This window comes from Pseudonocardia wallangbongensis (genome assembly GCF_054486945.1).
The window spans coordinates 132,798-154,972 of the sequence record NZ_JBRERS010000014.1; the positions used below are offsets into that span (position 1 = coordinate 132,798).

At 70.0% G+C, this 22,175-nt stretch carries 16 protein-coding genes; 10 read left to right on the forward strand and 6 right to left on the reverse strand.

From position 1 onward, the window contains the following. Positions 1-66 precede the first annotated feature (66 nt). The 3 genes from ACU436_RS35710 (at position 67) to ACU436_RS35720 (ending at position 1,595) form a co-directional block, all read left to right on the forward strand. Positions 67-825, forward strand: a complete 759-nt coding sequence (locus ACU436_RS35710) for an SDR family oxidoreductase (RefSeq protein ID WP_459031497.1) — start codon at positions 67-69, stop codon at positions 823-825. Between the two features lie 88 nt (positions 826-913). Further along, entirely contained in the window at positions 914-1,123 is a 210-nt protein-coding gene (locus ACU436_RS35715) for a tautomerase family protein (RefSeq protein ID WP_459031498.1), read from the forward strand. 70 nt (positions 1,124-1,193) lie between these two features. After that, positions 1,194-1,595: a TIGR03618 family F420-dependent PPOX class oxidoreductase gene (locus ACU436_RS35720; protein ID WP_459031499.1), complete on the forward strand. Its 402-nt coding sequence runs from the start codon at positions 1,194-1,196 to the stop codon at positions 1,593-1,595. Between the two features lie 284 nt (positions 1,596-1,879). Here the strand turns inward: ACU436_RS35720 and ACU436_RS35725 are convergent, their stop codons facing one another. Continuing rightward, on the reverse strand, positions 1,880-2,485 hold the full coding sequence (locus tag ACU436_RS35725; protein ID WP_459031500.1) for a TetR/AcrR family transcriptional regulator: 606 nt from the start codon (positions 2,483-2,485) through the stop codon (positions 1,880-1,882). A gap of 138 nt (positions 2,486-2,623) precedes the next feature. Here ACU436_RS35725 and ACU436_RS35730 point away from each other — a divergent pair, with 138 nt between their 5' ends. Both ACU436_RS35730 and ACU436_RS35735 read left to right on the forward strand, forming a co-directional pair. Further along, positions 2,624-3,751 (forward strand): FAD-dependent monooxygenase, encoded by a 1,128-nt coding sequence (locus ACU436_RS35730; RefSeq protein WP_459031501.1) that lies wholly within the window; start codon positions 2,624-2,626, stop codon positions 3,749-3,751. A 48-nt stretch (positions 3,752-3,799) separates the two neighbouring features. Then, positions 3,800-5,866 carry an MFS transporter gene (locus ACU436_RS35735; RefSeq protein WP_459031502.1) on the forward strand — a complete coding sequence of 689 codons (2,067 nt, stop codon included), beginning with the start codon at positions 3,800-3,802 and terminating at the stop codon, positions 5,864-5,866. Between the two features lie 10 nt (positions 5,867-5,876). On the opposite strand, the gene ACU436_RS35740 is transcribed toward ACU436_RS35735, so the two are convergent. The 3 genes from ACU436_RS35740 to ACU436_RS35750 all read right to left on the reverse strand — a co-directional run bounded on the left by ACU436_RS35740 (position 5,877) and on the right by ACU436_RS35750 (position 8,374). After that, the gene (locus ACU436_RS35740; RefSeq protein ID WP_459031503.1) at positions 5,877-6,491 is read right to left on the reverse strand and encodes a TetR/AcrR family transcriptional regulator; all 615 of its coding nucleotides are present in this window, start codon (positions 6,489-6,491) and stop codon (positions 5,877-5,879) included. A gap of 66 nt (positions 6,492-6,557) precedes the next feature. Beyond that, positions 6,558-7,718 (reverse strand): pyridoxal phosphate-dependent aminotransferase, encoded by a 1,161-nt coding sequence (locus tag ACU436_RS35745; RefSeq protein WP_459031504.1) that lies wholly within the window; start codon positions 7,716-7,718, stop codon positions 6,558-6,560. Next, on the reverse strand, positions 7,715-8,374 hold the full coding sequence (locus tag ACU436_RS35750; protein ID WP_459031505.1) for an RraA family protein: 660 nt from the start codon (positions 8,372-8,374) through the stop codon (positions 7,715-7,717). Before ACU436_RS35750 ends, ACU436_RS35745 begins: the two co-directional genes overlap by 4 nt. A 95-nt stretch (positions 8,375-8,469) precedes the next feature. Here ACU436_RS35750 and ACU436_RS35755 point away from each other — a divergent pair, with 95 nt between their 5' ends. From ACU436_RS35755 to ACU436_RS35765, 3 genes are all read left to right on the forward strand, one after another. Further along, positions 8,470-8,880: a hypothetical protein gene (locus tag ACU436_RS35755; protein ID WP_459031506.1), complete on the forward strand. Its 411-nt coding sequence runs from the start codon at positions 8,470-8,472 to the stop codon at positions 8,878-8,880. A gap of 46 nt (positions 8,881-8,926) precedes the next feature. Continuing rightward, the gene (locus ACU436_RS35760) at positions 8,927-9,427 is read left to right on the forward strand and encodes a nuclear transport factor 2 family protein (protein ID WP_459031507.1); all 501 of its coding nucleotides are present in this window, start codon (positions 8,927-8,929) and stop codon (positions 9,425-9,427) included. Between the two features lie 1,729 nt (positions 9,428-11,156). After that, on the forward strand, positions 11,157-12,041 hold the full coding sequence (locus ACU436_RS35765; RefSeq protein WP_459031508.1) for a DUF2637 domain-containing protein: 885 nt from the start codon (positions 11,157-11,159) through the stop codon (positions 12,039-12,041). A gap of 362 nt (positions 12,042-12,403) precedes the next feature. On the opposite strand, the gene ACU436_RS35770 is transcribed toward ACU436_RS35765, so the two are convergent. Then, positions 12,404-13,189: an NPCBM/NEW2 domain-containing protein gene (locus ACU436_RS35770; protein WP_459031509.1), complete on the reverse strand. Its 786-nt coding sequence runs from the start codon at positions 13,187-13,189 to the stop codon at positions 12,404-12,406. Between the two features lie 894 nt (positions 13,190-14,083). On the opposite strand from ACU436_RS35770, the gene ACU436_RS35775 reads away from it, so the two are divergent. Together ACU436_RS35775 and ACU436_RS35780 are read left to right on the forward strand one after the other, a co-directional pair. Then, positions 14,084-17,848, forward strand: coding sequence for an nSTAND1 domain-containing NTPase (locus ACU436_RS35775; RefSeq protein WP_459031510.1), 3,765 nt, complete (start codon positions 14,084-14,086; stop codon positions 17,846-17,848). 176 nt (positions 17,849-18,024) lie between these two features. After that, the gene (locus ACU436_RS35780; protein ID WP_459031511.1) at positions 18,025-18,384 is read left to right on the forward strand and encodes a hypothetical protein; all 360 of its coding nucleotides are present in this window, start codon (positions 18,025-18,027) and stop codon (positions 18,382-18,384) included. A gap of 198 nt (positions 18,385-18,582) precedes the next feature. On the opposite strand, the gene ACU436_RS35785 is transcribed toward ACU436_RS35780, so the two are convergent. Further along, positions 18,583-21,495, reverse strand: a complete 2,913-nt coding sequence (locus ACU436_RS35785; RefSeq protein WP_459031512.1) for a hypothetical protein — start codon at positions 21,493-21,495, stop codon at positions 18,583-18,585. Between the last annotated feature and the right edge of the window lie 680 nt (positions 21,496-22,175).

Genomic DNA, 22,175 nt, shown 5'->3' on the forward strand with positions numbered 1-22,175 from the left:
CTGGTCCCGGACACGGGGGACGACATCCCCTGGTTCCGCCGGCCGATGGCGCGCATCGTGGCGACCATGACAACGAACCACGACACGCTCGCACCGGCGGTGCGGGTCGCCGTCGTCACCGGAGGATCACGCGGAATCGGCCGCGCGATCTCCCGGAAGCTCGCCCGCGACGGGCAGCCCGTCGTGGTGAACTACGCTCACGACGCGGCTGCTGCCGAAGAGACGGTCGCAACGATCGCCGCGGACGGCGGACAGGCGATCTCCGCGCAGGCGGACGTGGCGGACGAGAACGCGGTTGCCGCACTGTTCGACACGGCCGAGCAGGAGTTCGGCGGCGTGGACGTCGTCGTGCACTCCGCCGGCCGACTCGCCCTGTCGCCCATCGCCGACCTCGACCTCGCCGTACTCGACGCCCTGCACCGCACCAACATCCGTGGCGCCTTCGTCGTCGCCCAGCAGGCCGCCCGCCGGGTGCGTGCGGGCGGGTCGTTCGTGGGGTTCTCGACCTCGGTGGTCGGCACGCAGTTCCCCACTTACGGCGCGTACGTCGCGAGCAAGGGCGCCATCGAGTCGATCACGCTGATCCTCGCCCGTGAGTTGCGCGGGCGGGACATCACCGTGAACACGGTCGCGCCCGGGCCCACCGCCACCGAGTTGTTCCTCGACGGCAAGACTCCCGAGCAGATCGACCAGCTCGCCAAAACGCCGCCGTTGGAGAGGCTGGGCACCCCGGAGGACATCGCCGATGTGGTCGCTTTCCTCACCAGCCCGGAAGGGCACTGGGTCAACGGCCAGATACTCCGCGCCAACGGCGGCATGGTGTGACGGAGCCGGACGCGAAGTCGTCCGATTCACCGACACGATAGATCCGATCTCCGCATCCGCAGAAGAAATCAACCAGAGGAGAACAGTCATGCCCTTCGCCAACTTCAAGGTTCCCGCAGGCACCATCAGCGCCGAGGACAAGAAGAAGATCGTGGAGCGCACCACCGACCTGTACGCGGAAATCTACGGTGAGCGTGCCCGGCCCACCACCGTCGTGCTCATCGACGAAGTCGTCGACGGCGGCTGGGGCGTCTCCGGCAACATCCTCACCGCCGCCATGCTCAACGGCGAGTCCTGACCCGAATCAGATGGGCGGGCGCGCCACCCGCCCATGCAGCCATTGCCTACGACCGAAAGCAACCGCACCCGTGACCGATGCACCGACGATTCCCGACTCGCACCTCGACCTGCTCACCGCTGGAACGGTCGTTCTGAGCACGAGCAACGCCGACGGCACCATCCAGTCCACGGCCATCTGGGTCCACTACGGTGACGACGGCGTACTACGCACCTCCCTCGCCAGGGCGCGCCAGAAGTACCGCAACCTCCGCGCCCGGCCGGACCAGGCCACCATCTGCGCCATCTCGACCACCGATCCCTTCCACACGCTGGAGATCCGTGCGGTGGTCGAATTCGCCGACGACACCGACCGGTCGTTCTTCGCCGAGCTGCTCGCCCCGTACGGACACACGCTCGAGACGTTCAGCGCCCAGGCTGCCGAGAACCGTTGCGTCGTGACGTTCACCCCGACCCGCGTCCGGGCGAGTTGACGGCTTCGATCCGACACCTGGGCGGCTGGACGACCGCCGCTCAGCGCCTACTCATCGCGAAGGCCGTCTACGCGGGGGTGGGCGCTGAGCCGGCTGGGTCTCGTCCTGCTACGTGTCACTCAAGCGCAACAAGCGCAGCATCAGCCTCGATCTCAATCGAGTGACGGGCCACTGGACCTGCGCCGGTGGCCGCGCGGAATGCGAGTGATCGTCCACAAGGAGCGCCCGCACCACGCCACCGCAGCGCCCTGCTCCGGCGCGAGCCGGTGGGGCGCTGCACGCGCTCAGTCGTGCGGCGACATGGCTCGGATGCCGGCGAGCACCACGTCGACGATGCGCTCCGCGTCCGCGTGGGTGAACGGGCGCAGGCCGCGGTTCACGATGAGGCGCACCGGACCGGTGATCATCTCACCGAGCAGGGAGCAGTCGACCGGCGGCAACTCGCCCCGGTCGATGGCCAGGTCCACCCGGCGCCGCATGGCGGCTCCGCGCTCGTCGAGGATCCTGGTCGCCGCCCGGCGCACAGCCGGGCTCTCATCGGTGGCCTGGGTGGCCAGTTCGAGCGCCCGGACGGTGGGCCTGCCCAGACCCTCGGCCAGGATCATGAGGAAGGACACGAGGTCCGCGCGGAGCTCGCCGGTGTCGGCCACCGACCCGAAGTCGTCGACGTACTGCAGCAGGGCCTCGACGACCAGCTCCTCGCGGTCGGGCCAGTTCCGGTAGACGCTGGTCTTGTGCACGCCGGCGACCTCGGCGACCTCCTCGTAGCGGAAGCCGACGATGCCGTCGCGCGCGACGAGCTCGACGGTCGCGGCGAGCACCTGCGCGCGCACCCGCGCGGTGCGGCCACCGGGTCGACGCGTCGGCGCCCCATTCATCGGGTCAGCCATCACCTGCTCACCTCCTGCCGGCTCGAGGGCTCATGGCCGCGCCGATTGTCGACCACCCCGCGTTGCGAGCGCACGGGGCCGGGCGTACTCTCCTTTAACGCAACAGATTGTTGTTTTTAGTGGGAGTGGAGGCCCAACGTGAAGATCCTCGTGTCCGGAGCCGGCATCGCCGGGCTCGCCGGCGCGCTCGACCTCGACGCCCGCGGCCACGACGTCACCGTCGTCGAGTACGCCCGCCACCTGCGGCTCAAAGGCACACCCATCGACATCCGGGGCGACGCCATCGAGATCGTGGAGAAGATGGGGCTGCTCCCGAAGATCCGCGAGCAGCGGATCCGGATGAGCGAGCTCCTCCAGTTCGTCGACGCCGACGGCGAGTCGATCGCCCGCATCCCGATGGCCGAGGTGAGCGATTCCGACGACGACATCGAGATCGTCCGGGAGGACCTGGTGCGCATCCTCGCCGACGCGCTCCCGGACACCGTGACGATCCGCTTCGGCGAGTCGATCGAGGCGCTGACCGACGACGGCGACCGCGTCGACGTGGAGTTCCGGTCCGGCCGTCGGGAGCGGTTCGACCTCGTGGTCGGCGCGGACGGCCAGCACTCCGCGGTACGCAGGCTGGTGTTCGGGCCCGAGCGAGACTACCTGCGCCACCTCGGTGTCTACATCGCCCTCGCCGACCTGCCCGGGCAGACCGGGGCCGACCGGGTCAGCTCGATGCACAACGTCCCCGGCCGGATGGCGGGCATCGCCCGGTACAAGGACAAGGCGCTGGCGACCTTCACCTTCCGGTCGGAACCGCTCGACCACGACTACCGCGACGTGAACGCCCAGAAGAAGCTCCTGGCCGGCGCCTTCGCCGGGCACACCTCGTGGAAGATCCCCCAGCTGCTCGACGCGGCCCGCGCCGACCCCGAGCTCTTCTTCGACTCCGCGAGCCAGATCCACATGCCCTCCTGGCACCGGGGCCGCGTCGTCCTCGTCGGGGACGCCGGGTACTGCGCGGCCTTCCTCTCCGGCCGCGGCACCTCACTCGCCCTGACCGGCGCCTGGTTCCTCGCCGACGAACTCGGCACGGACGACACCGACCACGCCGCTGCCTTCGCGCGGTACGAGGCCCGGCAGCGCCCCTACGTCAACTCCGCCCAGGAACGGGTCGACGAGGGGCGCGACCGCCTGATCCCGGCAACCCAGGAGGCCATCGAGGCCCGCAACGAGCACCTGCGCGCTGCGAGCAACCCGACGAGCACAGCGGCGTGCTGAACCACACCCAACCCCCGTCCGCCACATGCATGCGCTGGAGAACCCGTCGTGAATGACGCAACAGTGGAGCTCGAGCCCGTGGTGGAGGAGCGCCGATGGAGCGCGCGGCTCATCGGCTGGGTGGCCGTCCTCGTCCTCGCCAACCGCGTCGCCGACACGGTCATCACCACACCCCAGATGGTCACCTCGGACATCCTGGAGCACTTCGGCACCAACCAGCTCGCCTGGCTGAACTCGAGCGCACTGTTGGCGGGCGCCATCTGGTCGCCGCTGATCGCGAAGAGCGCCGACATCTACGGCAAGCGCCGCGTCCTGCTCATGACGCTGTTGCTGGCGGGCGTGGGCTCGGTGATCTGCCTGCTCGCCCCCAATCTCGGGATCTTCCTGCTGGGGCGGCTGCTCCAAGGCTCCGCGATGGCCGTCGTGTTCCTCACGGTCGCGCTCACCCGGCAGATCAGCACCCCGCGGGTCGCGATGACCGCCATCGGGATCGTGACCTCCGCCTCCGCGATCATCGGAATCGTCGAACCGTTCCTGATGGACCCGCTCATCGACCGGTTCGGCTTCCAGAGCGTGTTCGCCGTGTCGATCGCCCTCGCCGCGGCCGCCGCACTGTGCGTTCGGCTGTTCGTCCCGGAACCGCCGGTCCGCAGAACCGGACGGGTCGACGTGGGCGGAGCGCTGCTGCTCGGCGGCGGTCTCGCCGGCGTGCTCGGCTACCTCAGCCTCGGACCGGACCTCGGTTGGCTGTCCGGGAGCATGATCGCCCTGCTCGCGGCCGGTGCCGCAGCCCTGACCGGATGGGCGGTCCTCGCCCTGCGGGTCGACGAGCCGATCGTCGACATCCGGGCCCTGAGCAGGCCGATCCTGCTGACGCTGCTGGCCGTCGTGCTCGCCGCAGGCGCCTTCCAAGCCGTGATCGGACTCACCGACCTCATCGCCTCGGTCTCGCCGGACCTCGGGCTCGGGTACGGGCTGAAGGACGGCGGCCCGAACGCCCTGCTGTTCGCCGCACCCGCGCCCGGCATCATCCTCGGCGGCATCTTCGCCGGATGGCTGGCCACCCGGATCGGCCCCGCGCGGACCCTGCTGGGCGGTATCGCGATCGGCACACTCGGAACCTTCATCATGCTGGCCGGGCTGACATCCTTCCCGCTGGCGGCCATCGGTTTCGCACTGCTCGGGACAGCCGCAGGCGCGATCAACACGTCCGGGTTCAACCTGGCCACCAGCCTCGCGCCTCCCGAACGCCACGGCGTGGTCTCCGGTCTCGTCTCGGTCATGCTCGCCGTCGGAGGCGCCGTCGTCACCGTCGCCGGAACGACCGTGCTCAACGCCACCCCCACCGTCGTGGACGGCACCCCGCACAACTCCGCAACCGGCATGTACCTCTACATCCTCATCTCGGGGATCCTGTTCGTCCTCTCCACGGCCACCGCGACCGTGCTCGTCCGGAGGCGGTTCACCGCGGGCCAACCGCCGCGCGATGCGGGGCCCTCGAGCCGGACGAAGGCGACCGGCGCCCACAGAGCCGCGCCGTCGGCCCACCACGGTGCGCCCCGCCCGCACGGTCCCGGGGGCGTTCCAGCCCACGGTCGGCGCTCGCACCGAGCCGGCCGTGGGACCGGAGAGGAGCCCACAGGGGTCATCGCCGTGCCCCGCCCGCCGTCCGACAGTGGTGTGAAGCGCCTGGGCCAGCGCCTCGTCGTCGGGTTCGGCGCAGTGCTGTTCGCCGGTCTGGTGCTGCTCTTCGGGATCCAGATCGTCACCGCCGACGACAGCACGGCGCTGCTGGGTAGCCGGCAGATCACCGTCGGCCCCGGCCAGGAACGGGTGGACGTGGGTGCGCTCTTCGGCAGCGTCGACGTCGTGGTGCCCGACGGCCTGCGCGCCCGGGTCGCCGGCCGGGTGGTGTTCGGCGGTACCGAGTGCGAGCAGGCCTGCAGCGGGCCAGGGCACGAGGTCGTGGTGGACGCCGTCGGTGCGTTCGCGATGATCGACGTGATGCGCCCCGGCGAGGTACTGGCCGATGAGCGCGAGCAGGCACGGGAGGTCGGCGAGGACGCCGCGGAGGAGGCGCGGGAACGGGCGCAGGACGCACAGGACGACAACTGAGGCCGGGGGATCAGCCCACCCTCGCCCACCCTCGCAGCGCGCCGAGGTAGGCCTCCGTGAGACGGGTGGTGACCTCGCGGCGGGTCATGCCGGCCTCCTGGAGCAGGTCGTGGATCTCCCGCGGGTCGTACATCATGTTGTTGAGGAACAGCGCGTGCTCGAGCATCTGCGCCGGGAGCCCGAGATCGGCCAGCAGCCCCTCGACGGGACGTCTCCAGGCCTCCCGGACCATGGCGATCGTCTCGTTGCCGTCGTGGAGCCGTTCCAGGAAGCCCCGCCGGGAGCGGAGCTGGACCATCACCGGACCGTGCTCGGCGAGCAGGTCGATCCACCGGTCGACGACCGCGTCGAACAGCGGGCGGCCCGCGGCGGAACTGCCGGCGCCGAAGTCCCGCAGCTCCTCCACGACTCCGAGCACGTAGGCCGCGAGGACGTCGTCCAACGTGGAGTAGTAGCGGTAGGCAGTCGCCGGTCCGATCTCGGCGCGGTTCGCGACGTCCTTCATGGTCAGCTGGTCCGGTGCCTCCCGGGCGATCTGGCCGAGCGCCTCGAGGAGCCGCCGCCGGTTGCGGCGGGTGTCGCTGCGGAGTCTGCGCGCTTCTCGCGGGGCCTGCTGATCGGTCACTCGCTCTCCTCGTGCTCGGTGCGCGCCGCCGGAACGATATCCCGATCGAGTGCAACCACTGCCCGGTCAGGACCGCTGGTCCGCCAGGTAGGCGACGAGGCGGGCCAGCCCCGTGCGCAGGTCGTCCTCCGAGGCGGCGAACGAGATCCGCAGGTGCCCCTCGCCCGAGGGGCCGAACTCGGCGCCGGCGCGAACCACCACCCGCCGCTCGGCGAGCTCCCGGGCGACCCGCTCCGAGGGACGATCGAGGTCGTAGCGCAGGAAGCCGTAGAAGGCCCCCTCCGGCGGGGTCAGATGCAGACCCGGAACCCCGCTCAGCTGCGCGACGACGAGCTCCCGGCGCGCCCGGTAGGCACCGACCATCGCGTCGATCGTCGCCTCGGGTAGGTCCAGCGCAGCCAGCGCCGCGAGCTGGGCCGCGGTGTTCACCGAGCCGTTCCCGGTGCGGTGGACGTGTGCGGCGGCGTCGACCACGTCGGGCGGACCGGCCAGGTGACCGACCCGCCAGCCGGTCATCGCGTAGGTCTTCGAGAAGGTCTGCACGTAGACCGTCCGGTCCTGCAGTGACGGGATGTCGAGCGCGGAGACCATCCGGTGCCCGGGGTAGACGAGCCGGTGGTACGCCTCGTCGGCCACGACCAGGGCGTCGGTGGCCCCCAGCAGCTCGCCGAGCGCTTCGAGTTCCTCGGCGCGATGCACGATGCCGGTCGGGTTCGACGGATTGGAGAAGATCATCATTACCGCGCCGGGCAACCGGGCCGCGAGCGCGTCGAGGTCCCAGTGCAGGTCGGGCGCCAGCGGGACCCAGTCCACGGTGCCGCCGGCGAGCACGACGAGGTCGGCGTAGAGCGAGTACGCCGGCTCCGGGATCACCACCCGGTCCCCTGGCCCGATCATCGCGAAGACGACGGCGGCCAGCGCGGCGGTGGCGCCGTGGGTGACCACGACGTCGTCCGCGGTCCACGATCGGCCGGCGCCGCCGGGCAGACGCCCGGCGAGCGCGGCCCGCAGCTCCGGCAGGCCCTTCTGGTCGGCGTAGTGCGTGTGGCCGTCGCGCAGTGCCCGCACCGCCGCTTCGATCACGGCGGGCGGGGTCGGGAAGTCCGGTTCACCCATCGCGAGGGAGGCCGCACCGGGCGGGGCCGGGGCGAGCGCCGGGCGCCGGGAGGCGGCCCGCAGCTCCGCCATGCGGGCCGCCGGGGCCGGGACGGGCAGGATCGGCCTCATCGGACGGCCGCCGCGCGGTCGTCGCGGGCGGCGTAGATCTTCTGCCGCAGCGCCTCTTCCCCGGCGACGATGCCGTCGACCGAGCCGATGACCTGTGCGACCCGTTCGCGCGGCACGACGACGACGCCGTCGGCATCCCCGACGATCACATCACCGGGCGCGACGACCACGCCGCCCACCGCGACCGGGACGCCGATCGAGCCGGGACCGTGCTTGAACGGACCGGCCGGGGTGACCGCCCGGGCGTAGACGGTGAGGCCGAGCTCCGACAGGGCGCGCACGTCGCGCGCAGCCCCGTCGATGACCGCGCCGGTCACCCCGGTCGAGACCATGATCTCCCCGATCAGGTCGCCGACCAGCGCGCGGGTGGTGTCCCCGTGCCCGTTGACGACGAGCACGTCGCCGGGCTGCGCGTCGTCCAGCGCGCGGTGGACGGCGAGGTTGTCCCCCGCCCGGACGTCGACGGTCAGGGCGTTCCCGAGGATCTCGGCACGCTCGGTGACCAGGTGGATCCGCCCGTCGAGCACGGTCATCCGGGACAGGGCGTCGCCGACGTTGGCGGCGGGCACCTCGCCGAGGCGGCGCAGGTCATCCGGCGACGTGCGATTCCAACCGGCGCCGACGGCCAGGCTGTCGGTGGGTGCGGAGATGAACACGATCTGACACCTCTATCTCAAGTGAGATTGTCTTATCATCTGAGACAGTACTATGATTTTATGACCGCGCCGCCCCCGATCAAGAGGAGTCATCGATGTCTCGTTCCGACCCCGTCCCCTCGGCCTTCTCGCCGGACGTAGGGACCGAGGTGGTCTTCGAGAACGACCGGGTGCGGGTGTGGGCCATGACCCTCGGGGCCGGCGAGACCTGCGAGTTCCATCAGCACCACTTCGACCACCTCGTCCTGTGGCCGGAGCCGGGCAGGTCGCAGGGCCAGGAGTACGGGGCCACCGGATGGCCGATCACGCAGGAGGCGGAGCGCGGCTTCGCCTTCTTCCGGACGGTTGGACGGGACGGACCGCTGCCGCCACACCGGATGCGCAACCTGGAGGACCACCCGGTGACGCACTACATCGTCGAGCTGATCAGCGAGGAGTCCCCCAGCGCGGGTTCGCTCCCCCACCAGACCAACGGCCGCGGCCGGACATCGCGCCCCACGGCGTGAGCCGGTCCCGAGGGCCGCACGCACCCACCCGAGCAGAGGAGACACCATGCTGTCCGACAGCCACCCGAACGCCCTGTGGCTATCCGAGATGTACCGGGACGGCGCGGCCATCACGGTCGATGAGAGCATCGGCGAGGACGAGCGGCTGCGGCAGCAGCAGGCGCACATCAGCGGCGTGATGGAGCGGATGTCCCCGGACCTGGTGATCCACACCGGTGGGGTGCGCCTGGCGGCGACCGGGGGGATGGACTTCCTGCGCCGCTACTTCAAGCGGCGGGCGAGCCTCGCCGACGCCAACGTCCAGCCACTCGAGATCCACCAGATCATCGCCGACGACCACTACGGCATCGTCCACGGGACGTTCCGCACGACACGTGGCGAGCGGCACTGGACGCGCGTCGGCATGGGCGCGTGGCGCTTCGACAGCGGCCTGGCCGTGGAGCATTGGGAGCTGTCCAACGGACCCGTGTGGGACGAGTTCTTCCTCTCCGGCGACCCGGCCCCGTTCACCGGGTCGGCGCACGAGTTCTGGACCCGCGGCGTCTGATGGCGCCACCACTCCGACCGGGGCCCGCGCAGCGAGATCCGCACACGGCGGACCGGCCACGCCGACGACGTGACCGTCCGCCCTCGCAGCCGCGCGGCCACCCGTCGTCGGACGACCCGTCCATGCCGTCCACGAACTTGTCGGCGAGCTGGACCTGTACCCCGTCGGGCAGGTCATCGTAGAACAGTTCCGATCGGTTTCGTTTCACGTGCAGGCGCCAGTAGGAGTCAGCGATGACATCGGGATCGGAATTCGGCGCCCGATGCCGATGCAGGCAGCCAGTGCCAGGTGCGCGACATGGACCACGCGGTCCGCCACCGACTCGTGAAGTGCGAGCACCCAGTTACGCAATCCAGCGTTGGCTCGACTCCCACCCGAGCCAACGCGGCGGCCTTCCTCTCCGGCGAGGCGGGTCAGCGCCTCCTCCGGCCTCGTCGAGACGCTCGGCGGGCAACTGCCAAACCAGGTCGACGCGGGCGGTGAGCCGCGTGATGACGCGGGCCCAGATGTCCTCGGCGCGCGGGCCGCGGCTCGGCACGCCGAGCATCTCGAGGAGGGCCTCGGCGACCTGCCGGGCAGCGTCGCCCATACGCCTTCGCCGGGCAGTTCTCGGCGGCGTCTCGCTGTCCGCCCTGCGGGAGTCGGAGAGCGGCGCGCGGTCCTGCCGTGGCGGCCCGCCCGCCGGTTCCGCATGCGGTGCCGACCTTGGCCATGCCGAGGCACCGATCCCCGCCGTACAACCCGGGCACGCCGCTCACTGGGCCACCACCGGCTTGACCCGGACTGGTCGGGCGCCGCACTTGACGCGCCCAGAAACTCATCAAGCTCACGCGGCAAGACCCTCACGGCGAGAGCATCCACGAGGTCCTGGAATCAGCCTCATAGGAGAACCTCAGGACGTCGACCTCGTGGGCCCACAGCGCATGAGTGCCCAGGTAGCGGCGGTGCGGCTGACCCAGATGAGCCAGACCACACCGACATCGCGCATCCTTCACATGCGACGAGTCGATCATGGATCGGTCGACCTCAGAGCGCCTTGGCGCGGCACGCCCGGTTAGAGCATGTGAGACGGCCCGTCTCGATCATGAATCAGGGCCCTGATTCATGTGAGCGAATCAGGGCCCTGACCTGGGAAAACTTCCCATCTCGCCGTCGGGACGACAGGATTTGAACCTGCGACCCCTTGACCCCCAGTGGGCGAGGAGACCCCCAGCAGGTCTCTCCAGCGCCTCCGACCTTGGCAGCAGTCCCAGGGCAGGGCCTCCAATCCGCCCCCGTCCGCACAGTCTGTGAGACGAATGTGAGACGGGGCGGCCCCGGCCGGTGATCCACACACCAGCCGGGGCCTCGCTCGGAATCGGAGGTTCCGACCCCGTGCAAGACCCGCAACAGACCCCCACCCCACGGACCTGGTGACGCCGACGCAGCGGCCCGCCACCGCAGCCGGATCGGAGACGAACGAGACCGGACGCCGGCGCTCACCGACCGACGGGCAACACCATCAGGTCGCCCGGTCCGCTGCCGTCCACGACGAAATCCACCCGCGACCCGCCTGCCAGGAGCCCGGCCGATGACCACCACAGCTGAGCCGGAGGGAACGAGCACGACGACCGCGCAATCCGAAAGATCCATGACCGTCGCTCCACGCCACACGCCCAACCCTCGCACCCCGCCTTCCCGGTTCACCACGAAGCCCAGCGGCGACACGGGCTCCGACAAGCGAACCCCCATGACCATGCGCGAGCAGTGGGCACGAATCTGGCCAAGCCTCCTCGCCGTCGTCACCCTCTCCGCCGTCGGCGGCCCCGCCGCCGTCGCCAGCTACCGCCACGCCCGCGACGTCATCACCCAACACGGCGACCCCGTCATGGCACCCTGGCTCGCCCTCACCACCGACGGCATGCTCCTCGCCGCGCTCGTCGTCATCTGGGTCCGCCGCCACCGCAGCGAACCCGTCAAAGCCGGCCCCTGGGCCGCATTCTGGGCCGGCATGACCGCCACCATCGCCGCCAACCTCGCCGCCGCCCACCCCACACCGATCGGCATCGTCGTCGCCCTGTGGCCACCCGTCTGTCTAGCGATCACACTCGAACTGGTAGCCCTCGTTGCGTACCCGGCCCAACAGCAACCGACCGCCACCGGCGCATGGCGCGGCGAACAGACCAGGCAGGTGCTCAACGACACCCACCCTGCGCCCGAACCTGTGCTCGCCGAGCCCACTCCCCAAGCACGGGCACCGCAGCCGCGCGAAGCTCGCCACGACAGGAACAGCGAGACCAGGCACCCGCTGAACGGGGTGCCACCCGAGCCCACCGCCAGGACCGGGCACAGGCCCCTGTCCGAGCTCAAGCACGCTGTGCCCAGTCAGCACCCGCGGAATGCCTCCAACCCGGCCGGGCAGCCAACCGTGCCCGAACACACGCGCAACAACCAGAACCCGAGCGGAGGTGTGCCCGACGACCACATCGTCGCCTGGCTACGCGAGCGCGAACGCACTACCGGGCACGTGCCCGGGCGCAGGCAGATGATCGAACAGTGGGCACTCGGCTCCACCAGGGCCGACCGACTACGCGCAATCGTCATCAAAGAGGTTCCGCGCAGCAGCACGGGGTAGAAGCCCTGCGGTCCGAACTCGCCCGTTGGCCTCGAAGAAACCGCAGCTCGGGCAGCTAGGCACGCGCAGCGAAGCCGACCGACTTCGCGCGATCGTCATCATGGAAGCCGTGAGCAAGACCCCATTCGGGCAGGCTAACTGACCAGGCGACCAGGTTGCCCACGACGCTACGGACGCAACATTAGGATGATCCGTCGTGGCAATTCAGACCAGTCGAGGCCAGACGTTGCGGTACGGCTCGGCGGGTGAGCTCGGTGGTCGACTACGCCTCGCGCCGGAACTACTATCGTTGCTCTTTGTTAGTCGGGGCGGCGCGCACCGCATCTGCAGCAACGTCTACGGACCCTTGGGTCCACACCTGATCACTGGGCTAGGATCGCATCCCCCCAAACTAGTACGGTTCGAATCTTCTCAAATCCGCAATATTGATTAGGGGCATTCGGATTATTCATGAAGAGGCGTATCCGAGTGACACTTGTCACGTCAACGTCGAATTTCTCGGCTGGACCGGCGGCGAGACTCCCGCTCGCAAGGTCGCGGCCGGTTAGGGCATCGAGGATCTGCCACGTTCCCGAGGACTCCGTTGAAGACTTCCCGTTCAGACCAACGTTGCCGGAGAAGCGCCTCCATCCATCCCCGATCGTATATTCGATCCAATAGTCGCCGCCGTCATCGTTCTGGCAGCCAGCAGCCATCGAGACGGAGTGCCCGAACTGCCTCCCGCCGATATCCATCGTTCCATCATTCCAGCGTCCTGTACCTGATTCACGGTTCCAGTCGGCCACCGATAGCTCGCTCAGGTACTGCTCGCTGGATTGAGGCGCCAACGTTGCACCTGAGTCAGGCTCGTCAATTTCAAAACCCGGCCCGCCTGGGAAGCTGGACCGTCCGGAAGCGGAGGGAGGTGTCTCGATTTCTGGACTAGGTGTTGCAGTGGATGGGAGGGCCGCGTCCGGCGGCACTGGTTGATCCGTTGAGCCTCTACTTAGCGTCCCTATGCCGAGGAATGCGAACCCGAATAGCACGAAGGCTGCGCCGACAAACAGGGTGTATTTGCGCAGGGTTCCTGACGCAGCTAGAGCTATGGTCACGAGTATCGCTGCTACGGCGAACATTGCCGTCATCCAGCCCGTGAGCGTATCGGTCAACTTCTCTCCAACTCGACGATCGTGATGGCCATTTCACTGAACCGTCCGACGCATGGCCACAGGCCGCTCGTCTCCGATCCTGAGCCGTCCGAAATTATGCCCGGACGATGGCAGGTCCCCCGCACCCCGACGGTCGACGGGACAAGCTGCGCGCTGGTGCCGCATTGTGGTCGATCCATGTCAAGGATCGCGAGACGGGATGGCTTCGTTACCATCAACGGCTCTACCTAATGAGGCGATCAGCCAAGATCGTGTTCGTGGCGGCTTCTGGGAGAACGTCGGAGTAGACGCCCTGCCCCCGGGCCGGTGAACGCAGGCAGGACGCCCCTTGTAAGGCTGGATTTGTTCAAGTCCGAACGGGAGCTCTCCTTGGTCGCCTATCGAGCCAAGCTCGACGTGCTCCGCGAACTCGACCCGCGCCTGGGCGGCCCCAGGAGGTCGGTGTACGTCATCTCGGTTCCGAACGCGCCGCCCGAATTCGTTCTATTCCGTCGAGCGGAGAGTCGTTGAGCCGTCCACCGAGGTAGACGTTCGCGACGTACAGCGCGAGGAGAGGCGTGAGCACGAGCGCGTACGGCCCTATCCGAAACGACCAGAGGACGACGATGAGCACGACACTCAGGGCACCGGCGACAGCCGCCAGTACCGGGCTGCGTCGCCCGTTTCTCATATCCATGGTGATCCCGTCCGGAGCATGGTTCGGAGAGGTGGGAGGAAGGCGCCCGCCGACGACGGCCGGTGGGAGCGAGCTCGCCCGGCTGCTTCTTCCTGGTGCGAACCGCAGCCGGGCCGTACGTGCGGAACGCAGTGAACACGTTCGGACACCTGCTGTCACGCCTCGTAGGGCGTGAACGAGTAAGCCCGTACAAGTCCGTACGAGGGAGGTTCGTCCAGGTGGAGGTCACAGAGGAGGCCAGCGGGGATCCGTCACGGATCTCGTCTCCCCAGCAGCTCGCGGTCGCGCTCAGCCTGGTCAGGGAACGTGCGGGTCTCACAGTTCGGGACGTGCACAAGCGGACGGGCATCGCCGCGAGCACGCTGGGCGGCTACTTCAGCGGACGGCACCGACCACCGCTCGGTGCGCTCGAGCAGATCCTCGCTGTCTGCGGGGTGACTGATCCCGACCAGACCGAGGCATGGACCTCGGCGCTGTTGCGGGTACGCCGTCCGGACCGGCGGCGGGCGAGGTCGGTCTGCCCGTACCGGGGCCTGGAACCGTTCCAGTCCGAACACCGCCAGTGGTACTTCGGCCGTTCACAACTCGTCGAGACGGTGACCCGCCGACTTCTCGAATCCGCAGCGGCAGGACATCCGCTCGTCGTGGTCGGACCCTCCGGCGCGGGAAAGTCGTCGCTCCTGGCCGCCGGCGTCGTCCCGGGACTCGCCGACGAGCACGGAATGCGGGCCCTGGTCATCACCCCGGGCACCGAACCGCTGCAGGAAATCGACGCGCAAATCGCCAACAATGTCACCGACAACGTCACCGACGTGCTCGTCGTGGACCAGCTCGAGGAGGTGTTCGCGCCGGACGTCTCCGCTGCATCGCGCGCGGCGTTCCTCACAGCGCTGAACGACCTGGCCGCGCGGCCGCCTGGCGCCGGCCGGGTGGCCGTGGTGATCGGGCTGCGCGCCGACTTCTACGCCGAGGCCCTGCGCCTGCGCGAGTTGGCCACCGCGCTGCAGTGGGCGCAAGTGCTCGTCGAGCCGATGACGCCCAAGGAGCTCCGCGAGGTGGTGGTCAGGCCTGCCGAGCAGGCCGGTGTCGAGATCGAGGACGATCTCGTCGACCTCCTGCTGGAGGACCTCGCGTTGGGCGACGACCCGTCGGCCGGCGCGCTGCCGCTGTTGTCCCACGCCCTCATGTCGACCTGGCGGCGCTCGAACGGGATTCGCATGACGCTCGCGGACTACCGAGCGACCGGCGGGGTGCGTGGGGCGATCGGCCGCTCCGCCGAGGACGCGATCGCGCAACTCGGCTCCGACTACGAGGAGCCGGTCCGCCAGATGTTCCTCCGGCTGGTCCACGTCGCGGAGGACGTCGTCGACACCCGACGACGCGTCGAGCGCGCCGCACTCCTGCACATCGGCCACGCCGCGGCGACCGCCGAGGCCCTCGACCGGTTCGTCCACCACCGGCTTCTGGTCGTCGACGGCACCAGCGTGCAGATCGCCCACGAGGCGCTGCTCGTCGCGTGGCCGCGGCTGCGGTCGTGGATCGACGCCGACCGCGCCGGGCTCGCGGCACACCGGCGACTTGCCGAGGCTGCTCGGCAGTGGCTCGACCACGGAGAGGACCCCGACGCGCTCCTGCGCGGGGCCCGGCTGCACGCGGCATCGGAGCGGTTCCGCCAGCCCGCGCACGCCGCCGACCTCAACGATGTCGAGCGCAGGTTCCTCGTTGCCGGCGAGGAGCAGGAGACGAGGCGCAGCGTCGCGCGGAAACGGCAGACCCGCCGGCTGCGCCGGCTGCTCGCGACCGCGACCGTGCTCTTCCTCACCGCGTCCGGGCTCGGCGCCTACGCCGTGCACCAGCGCAACAGCATCGCCGCCGAACGAGACGCCGCCGTGTCCCGGCACCTCGCCGTCCGGTCCGACACGCTTCGCGGCAAAGACCCGGCGCTCGCCGCGCAGCTCGCCGCAGCCGCGTACCGGATTGCACCCACGACGGAAGCACGCTCGAGCTTGTTCGACTCCACAGCTGTGCCCCTCCCCGCACGCCTACTCGGCCCAGGGGCGGTCACCCAGACCCTCGCCGTCGGGGGCGGGCTCGGGGTCTCCGCCACGGGTGCGCTGCCCACCGCCCAAATCTGGCGGCTGGACAGCAGAGGGAAGCCGCGGCTCGTCGGCGACACCGTCGGCACGACGGCACCGATCCAGACGATCGCGCTTCAACCCGGTGCCGGCACCCTTGCCGCGGGCAGCAGCGACGGGCGCATCGTCGTCATGGACCTCACCGACCGCACACGGCCGCCCCGGACGGTACGAGCCGGAGGCGGCAACGTCCTCGCGCTGTCCTTCACGCCGGACGGCCGGACGGTCATCGCCGGCACCGCCGACGGGCTGCACGCGTGGACGATGCCGGACGGCGGAGCACCGTCAGAGATCCCGTTCCCGCTTCCCCACGGGAGCGCCCCCGTGCACGCCGTCGCCGTCAGCCCCGACGGTCGGTTGCTCGCCGCCGGTGGCGCGGACGGCGTCACCTCCCTGTACACGGTCGACGGATCCGCGATGTCGCCCGTCGCGCAGCTGCCGGGACCGGGAGGCAAAGTATTCGCCGCCGCGTTCGCTCCCGACGGCGCGGCCCTGGCCACCGCCGGGGGCGACCGCACCGTCCAGCTGTGGGACGTCGTCGACCCCGCCCGGCCCCACGCTCGCGCGGTCCTCGCCGGGCCGAGCAACTGGCTCAACGCGGTCGCCTTCACCCCCGACGGCAGCACCATCGCCGGTGGTAGTTCGGATGGGCACGCATGGCTGTGGGATGTCGTGACCGGCGAGGTCCGCGGCCGACTGCCCCACCCGACACCCGTCACCGCTGCTGCGTTCCTCGACGCGGACACGCTCGTCACAGGGGCGGCCGACGGCACGGTGCGGCTGTGGCCGGTCCACGGACCGCTCCTCACCGGTTTCGACGACGCCGTGTTCGCCCTCGACTTCGACGCGAGCGGGGGAATTCTCGCCATCGGTCCGGGGCGGCAGGACAACGCCGCGCACCTCTGGAACATCTCCGCAGCCGGTGGCCCACGTCCGCTCGGTGCCGTTCCCAATCCGTCGGGCGAGGCCCCGGTCTCCGGGTCCGCGGCACTCACCCCGAACGGCCGGATCCTCGCCGTCGGCCGCACCGATGGCAGCGTGCGGCTCTGGGACGTCGCCGACCCCGCACGACCGGTCGCCGCGGGGGCGCCGCTCGTCGGCTCCGGCGCGCTCGTCGAGCAACTCACCATCAGCGCGGACGGCCGGCTGCTCGCGGTCTCCGGTGACGACAACACCGTCCGGCTGTGGGACATCGCGCAGCCGGAGGCCACGAGACCGCTCGCCACGCTCACCTGGGCCGGCAGCTACGTCCTCGCGTCCGCATTCAGCTCCGACGGTCGGCTGCTCGCCGCGTCCAGTGCCGACACCACCACCTATCTGTGGGACCTCGCCCAGCCGGACCGGCCCGAGCTCATCGCGTCCCTCACCGGCCCGTCGAGCTACGCCTACTCCCCCGCCTTCAGTGCCGACGACCGGCTGCTGGCGATCGGCAGCGCCGACAAGACCGTCCGGCTGTGGGACGTCACCGATCCACACCATCCCGTCCAGGTCGGCACCCCGCTCACCGGCCCGACCAACTACGTCTACTCCGTGGCCTTCAGCCCGAGCGGCGCCGAGCTGGCGGCCGCCAGCACCGATGGGACCGTGTGGCTCTGGGACCTCACCGATCCTCGATCACCGCGCGTTCTCGCCACCCTCACCGGCCCCACCGAGGCCGCGTTCTCCGTCGCCTGGAGCCCCGACGGCCGCAGGCTCGTCGCCGGCAGCGCCGATCGCGACGTCCGCATCTGGCAGGTTGACCCGGTGGAGGCGGAGGCCACGCTCTGCTCGAGGTCCGGTTCACCCCTCACCGCGGACGAGTGGGCCCGGTTCGAGCCGAGTTCCCAGTACGACTCGCCGTGCCGGTGACCCGCGACGATCGCCGGCAGCCGCTGGCTGCGGCGTGTACGGACTTGTACGGGCTGCGTCGCGAGGGCTGACAGCGCACGGCGCCGCCGGGTTCACTACGCGCACCGTCGAAGCGTCGCCCGACGGCTTCTCGCCGCCCCGCCCAGGAAGGAAGCGGCTGTCCCACCGGAGGATCCATGACTCGTCGTCGTGTCAACATCGTCCTGATCGTCCTCGCTGCGACGGTCGCCGCCGGCTGCGCTTCCGGCCCTGTGGACAGAAACGACCTGTGCGAGGGCTTCGACCGCCTCGACGAGGCAGTCGCCACGGGCAACACCGGCATCGGGAACCCCCTGTTCGAGGCCGCAGGCGACCTCGCCGACCTCGCCGACGGGTACCCGGGCGGACACACGAGCACGGATGCGTCAGCATTACGCACCATCGCCGACTCAGACTCCACCGACATCAATGAGCTACGCAACGCGACCATGCAGACCTCCACCATCTGCGAACGACCGCCCGTCGGCCTCGGGGGCCTAATGGGCGGACGAAAATGAAGTCGCGTTCTTCGGATAGGGTATCAGCGCGAGCGCGATCGACCGATTGCGCGCAGCCGGGTTGTCCGACGAGCACCTCCGGAGCTTTTTGCCTTGAGTAGAAGCGTTCCCAGAGCCGTTCCGCGATCTGTCCGATAAATTCGCGGCCGAATCTTCATCGCCTGCCTCCAAGGCGAGGCCACCGACCTCGTTATACGCTCACCCGATCGCCCCATCGATCACAGACGTCGGGAAGACTGCCTCCAGCGAGCGACCCGACGCGACGAGATCCTGAAGCGTTGTGCTGTCAATGATCGAGGACGAATCGAGTCCGGCGTCGGCGCGGTTGCGCATGAAGTACATCTTCAGGGTCGCCGACCAGACCAAGCGCCAACCGTCGACGTCGTCCCGTCGACCCACACCGAGACCGGCTGCCAGCACGGTAGCGGCTGAGACACGCCGGTAACGCACAGCAGAGGCGACGAGGCGAGGCAGGCGTGGATCCGCCAAGGGGGCACTGATACCTGCGACGTGGACGGCAAGCGGAACGGGGTGTCCGCGGCGTTCCTCGAGCCAGATGCCGTCGAGGCCCAACTCCTCTGCGGACTTGGCACACCACAGCTCGTCATCGACGAATGTGGCCGCCGACAGCAGGTCCTCGGTCATGCTCGCGGGTGTCGCGCGTTCCTCGCCGCACGACACGGCCTGGCTCGCCGCGTGTTGCGTCGGCTCGAGCAGCCCGTGCTCGAGGGCCGGGACGAGGACGTCCTGAACCGCGACAATGCGTTCGCGCTGATCAGCACCGCGTCGGATCATGACCCAGCAGAGGAAGGCGGCCGATTCCCGGACGTCGAGGGCCAGCGAGCCGAGCACCTCGTTCGTCTCGACCTCGTCGGATCCGTCGAGGAGGCCGTCCCGGCGACCGGTTCCGACGAGCGCGCGCAGCCACAGCCACCAAATCTCGTCCACGTCGTCCTCACGTAGTACGGTGCCTGGCCAGTCCTGAGCCGCGGCGACCCTGAGCTGCGCGAGTACCCCTGCCATGACGGCGAAGTTGGCCACAGGAGCGAACCGGTCGATCCAGCGCAGGCGGGGGTCGGTCTGAGCGGCAGCCCACCTGCGCAGCAGGTTCCGGACCCGGACACGCAACCGTGTCGTGGCCCCCCACCGCCGGGAGCCCGCCGGCCGGTCGTCGGCGCGAGGGTCGTCCGTATCACCACCAGCTATCGACGATCGATCCGACGCCGCGGGCACTGCCGCTCCCAGCATCTCGACGACCTGGAGCAGGACGTCGCGCGGTCCACCGACCGGCTGCCGGTAGCGGCCAGCTCGCGCATCGGAGGCGAGTTGTTCACGTTCCAGACGCGACCAGAAGTCGTCGTCCTCCCCCTCGGATCCGGCCGCGCCGCCACCGGTTCCGCGGACGACGGCGTCGGCACGTTCCGACACGTCCATCACCAGTTCGCGGTGCAGGAGCGCGAGCGCGTCCACGAGCGGCCCGCGGGCGTCGACGCCAGCGAGCTCCGGCGGCAGGTCGCGGTCAGTTTCGGCCCCGGCGTCGCCGAGCGCCGCGGCCAATCCGGCGACGTCGTCGACCACCACCGGGTTGGACAGGCGTGTCCCGGCGGGATCCACGAGATGGACGAGGCGGCCGTCGACCGCGCCACGGGTCCGGCCCGATCCGTCGGCGTTCACCACGAGCGGCAGGGTCTGCTCACCGTCGGCGAGCAGCCAGGTGTCGTCGGCGTGGGGCTCGGTGGTCACGAGCACGGACCCGTCGTCACCGGCCTCGGCCCGCCGGAGCAGCACGGGGTGTGCCGGCATGTCCTCGTCCGGCGCGAGCACGAGAGAGTCGAGGATCTCGACGGGCCGATCCATAGCTGTCGTGCCCGGCGGGACGAACCGTCCCCGGACATCGGCGGCGGGAAGCCGGGTCAGGACCCCCAACTCGACGTTGCCGCCTGCCCTTGCGGGGTTCAGCAGCGCGGCGCGCGAGAGGTTCGCCGAGCCGGAGACCAGCCAACCGCGCTCGCCGGACACCGCTCCGATGAGTTTGGTGTGGGTGAACCGATCCGGCTCGTAGGCGCGGACGACCAGTTCGCGGCCGGCGGACACGCGGCGAAGCGCGGCACCGTGGACGCTGGTCGAGCTCGTCACGTGCACCACGATCCGCGGGGGGTCGAGCGCGACGACGAGCCGCTCGACCGCGGCTGCGTCGGCGTCGTAGAACGGAGCCGCGAGGAGTAGCTCGTCGGTGACGGTGACCCCGTCCGCCCGCAGTCGGGTGAGGATCTGCCGGTCGAGGGGCTCGTCGAGGTTGTCCAGGAGCATCGACTGCCATGGGCCATCGGGCCCGATCGCGGCGGGGAGGCGTGATTCCAGGTCGACGAGCCGCTCGCTGAGCAAGGGGTCGCTCTGCGCCCGTACAAGCCGCCGCATCCACCCCCGCCATTCGGCAAGTGCACGGTCCCCGTCGGGCTCCCCGCTGCGGAAGGCAGTGAACGTCTCCCGCCCGTCGTCGAGGCCGCCTGCGGACAGGTTGCCGCTGCCGACGAGCAACAGGACGCGCCCCGGCGCGACGGACAGGTACGACTTCGGGTGGAAGGCTGGACCGGCCGGGCGGACACCTCGCAGCAGCCAGCGCCGGTTCACCGTCGCCAGCCCGCCGAGCTGGTCTGCGCCGAGACGACCCAGACCGTGGGCAAGTCGCCGCTGGTCCGCGAGAACGGTGATGTTGACCGGCGGATTGCCCAGACGCGGCAGCAGGTACTCGGAGAACAGGCGGAGGTCGATGTTGTAGGTCGTCGCCCAGAATCCGGTCATCGACCGGTCGAACAGCTCCACGATGGGGCTGAGGGTGTCGATCGGGGCCGTGCTCACTGGAAGACCTCGCCCACGAAGGCCCTGCCGCGCGTGGTCAGGACCGGAGCGTCCTCGTTTTCCCATAGCCCGAGGTCGAGGGTGAGGGCGCGGAGCGGCCAGTGGCGTACCGACGCGACGGGGAACCGGTGGGCCCCATTGTCGAAGAACCGCAGGAGTCCCTCCTCCCAGCGGAAGCGGAACGTGTTGTCGGGTAGCTTCGAGAACGCAATGCGCTCGTGGGTGCCTATGACGAAGCGGTCGAGCAACCACAGCAGGGTATCGGCGGCCGACTCCCCCGTAGCGGCGCGCTCCCGGAACCCGGCGAGGGCCTCGCGCACGGACGGTTGCCATGTCGACGCGACATCGAGTGCAGCATCCCAGTCCTCGCCGTTGCGGCCCTGAGTTCGTCGGGCCAGCTCGAGCAGAACCACGATGGCCGACGATCCGGTGTCGAGTTCGGCGGTTGCGGCGCGAAGGCCTTCGAGCTCGGAGACCGACGGGTCGAGGGTCTCGTCACCCACGGTCAACAGGAAGGTGCCGGCCTCGATCGCGGCCGCCAGGTCCGCCGTCCGCATCGCTGCGGGAATGGTCGGCGGACCGTCGAGCGTGGCGACCGCCACCTGCCGGACCTCGGTCGGGGTGAGGCCTCGATCGAGCTCGCGGACCTGCTCCAGCCCGCGGCGGCAGAAGTCGGCCCAGACCGATGCGATCGCCTCCTGCCAGATGTCCTTGACCGCCAGTGCGGCCCATCTGTCCGCGACGGCCTGGTGGGCATCGCCTCGGACGGCCTCGCATGCCCAGAGCTGATGCCGGAACTCGCCGACCTCGACGACGACGTCCGCGGTCGAATCCACGAGGCTCAGGAAGTGCGCCACGGAGGCGCGGCGCCTTGGCAGCGTGTCGTCCTCAGCGTCGGCGCTCGGCTCGCCGGTGAACAGCGCGTCGTGTAA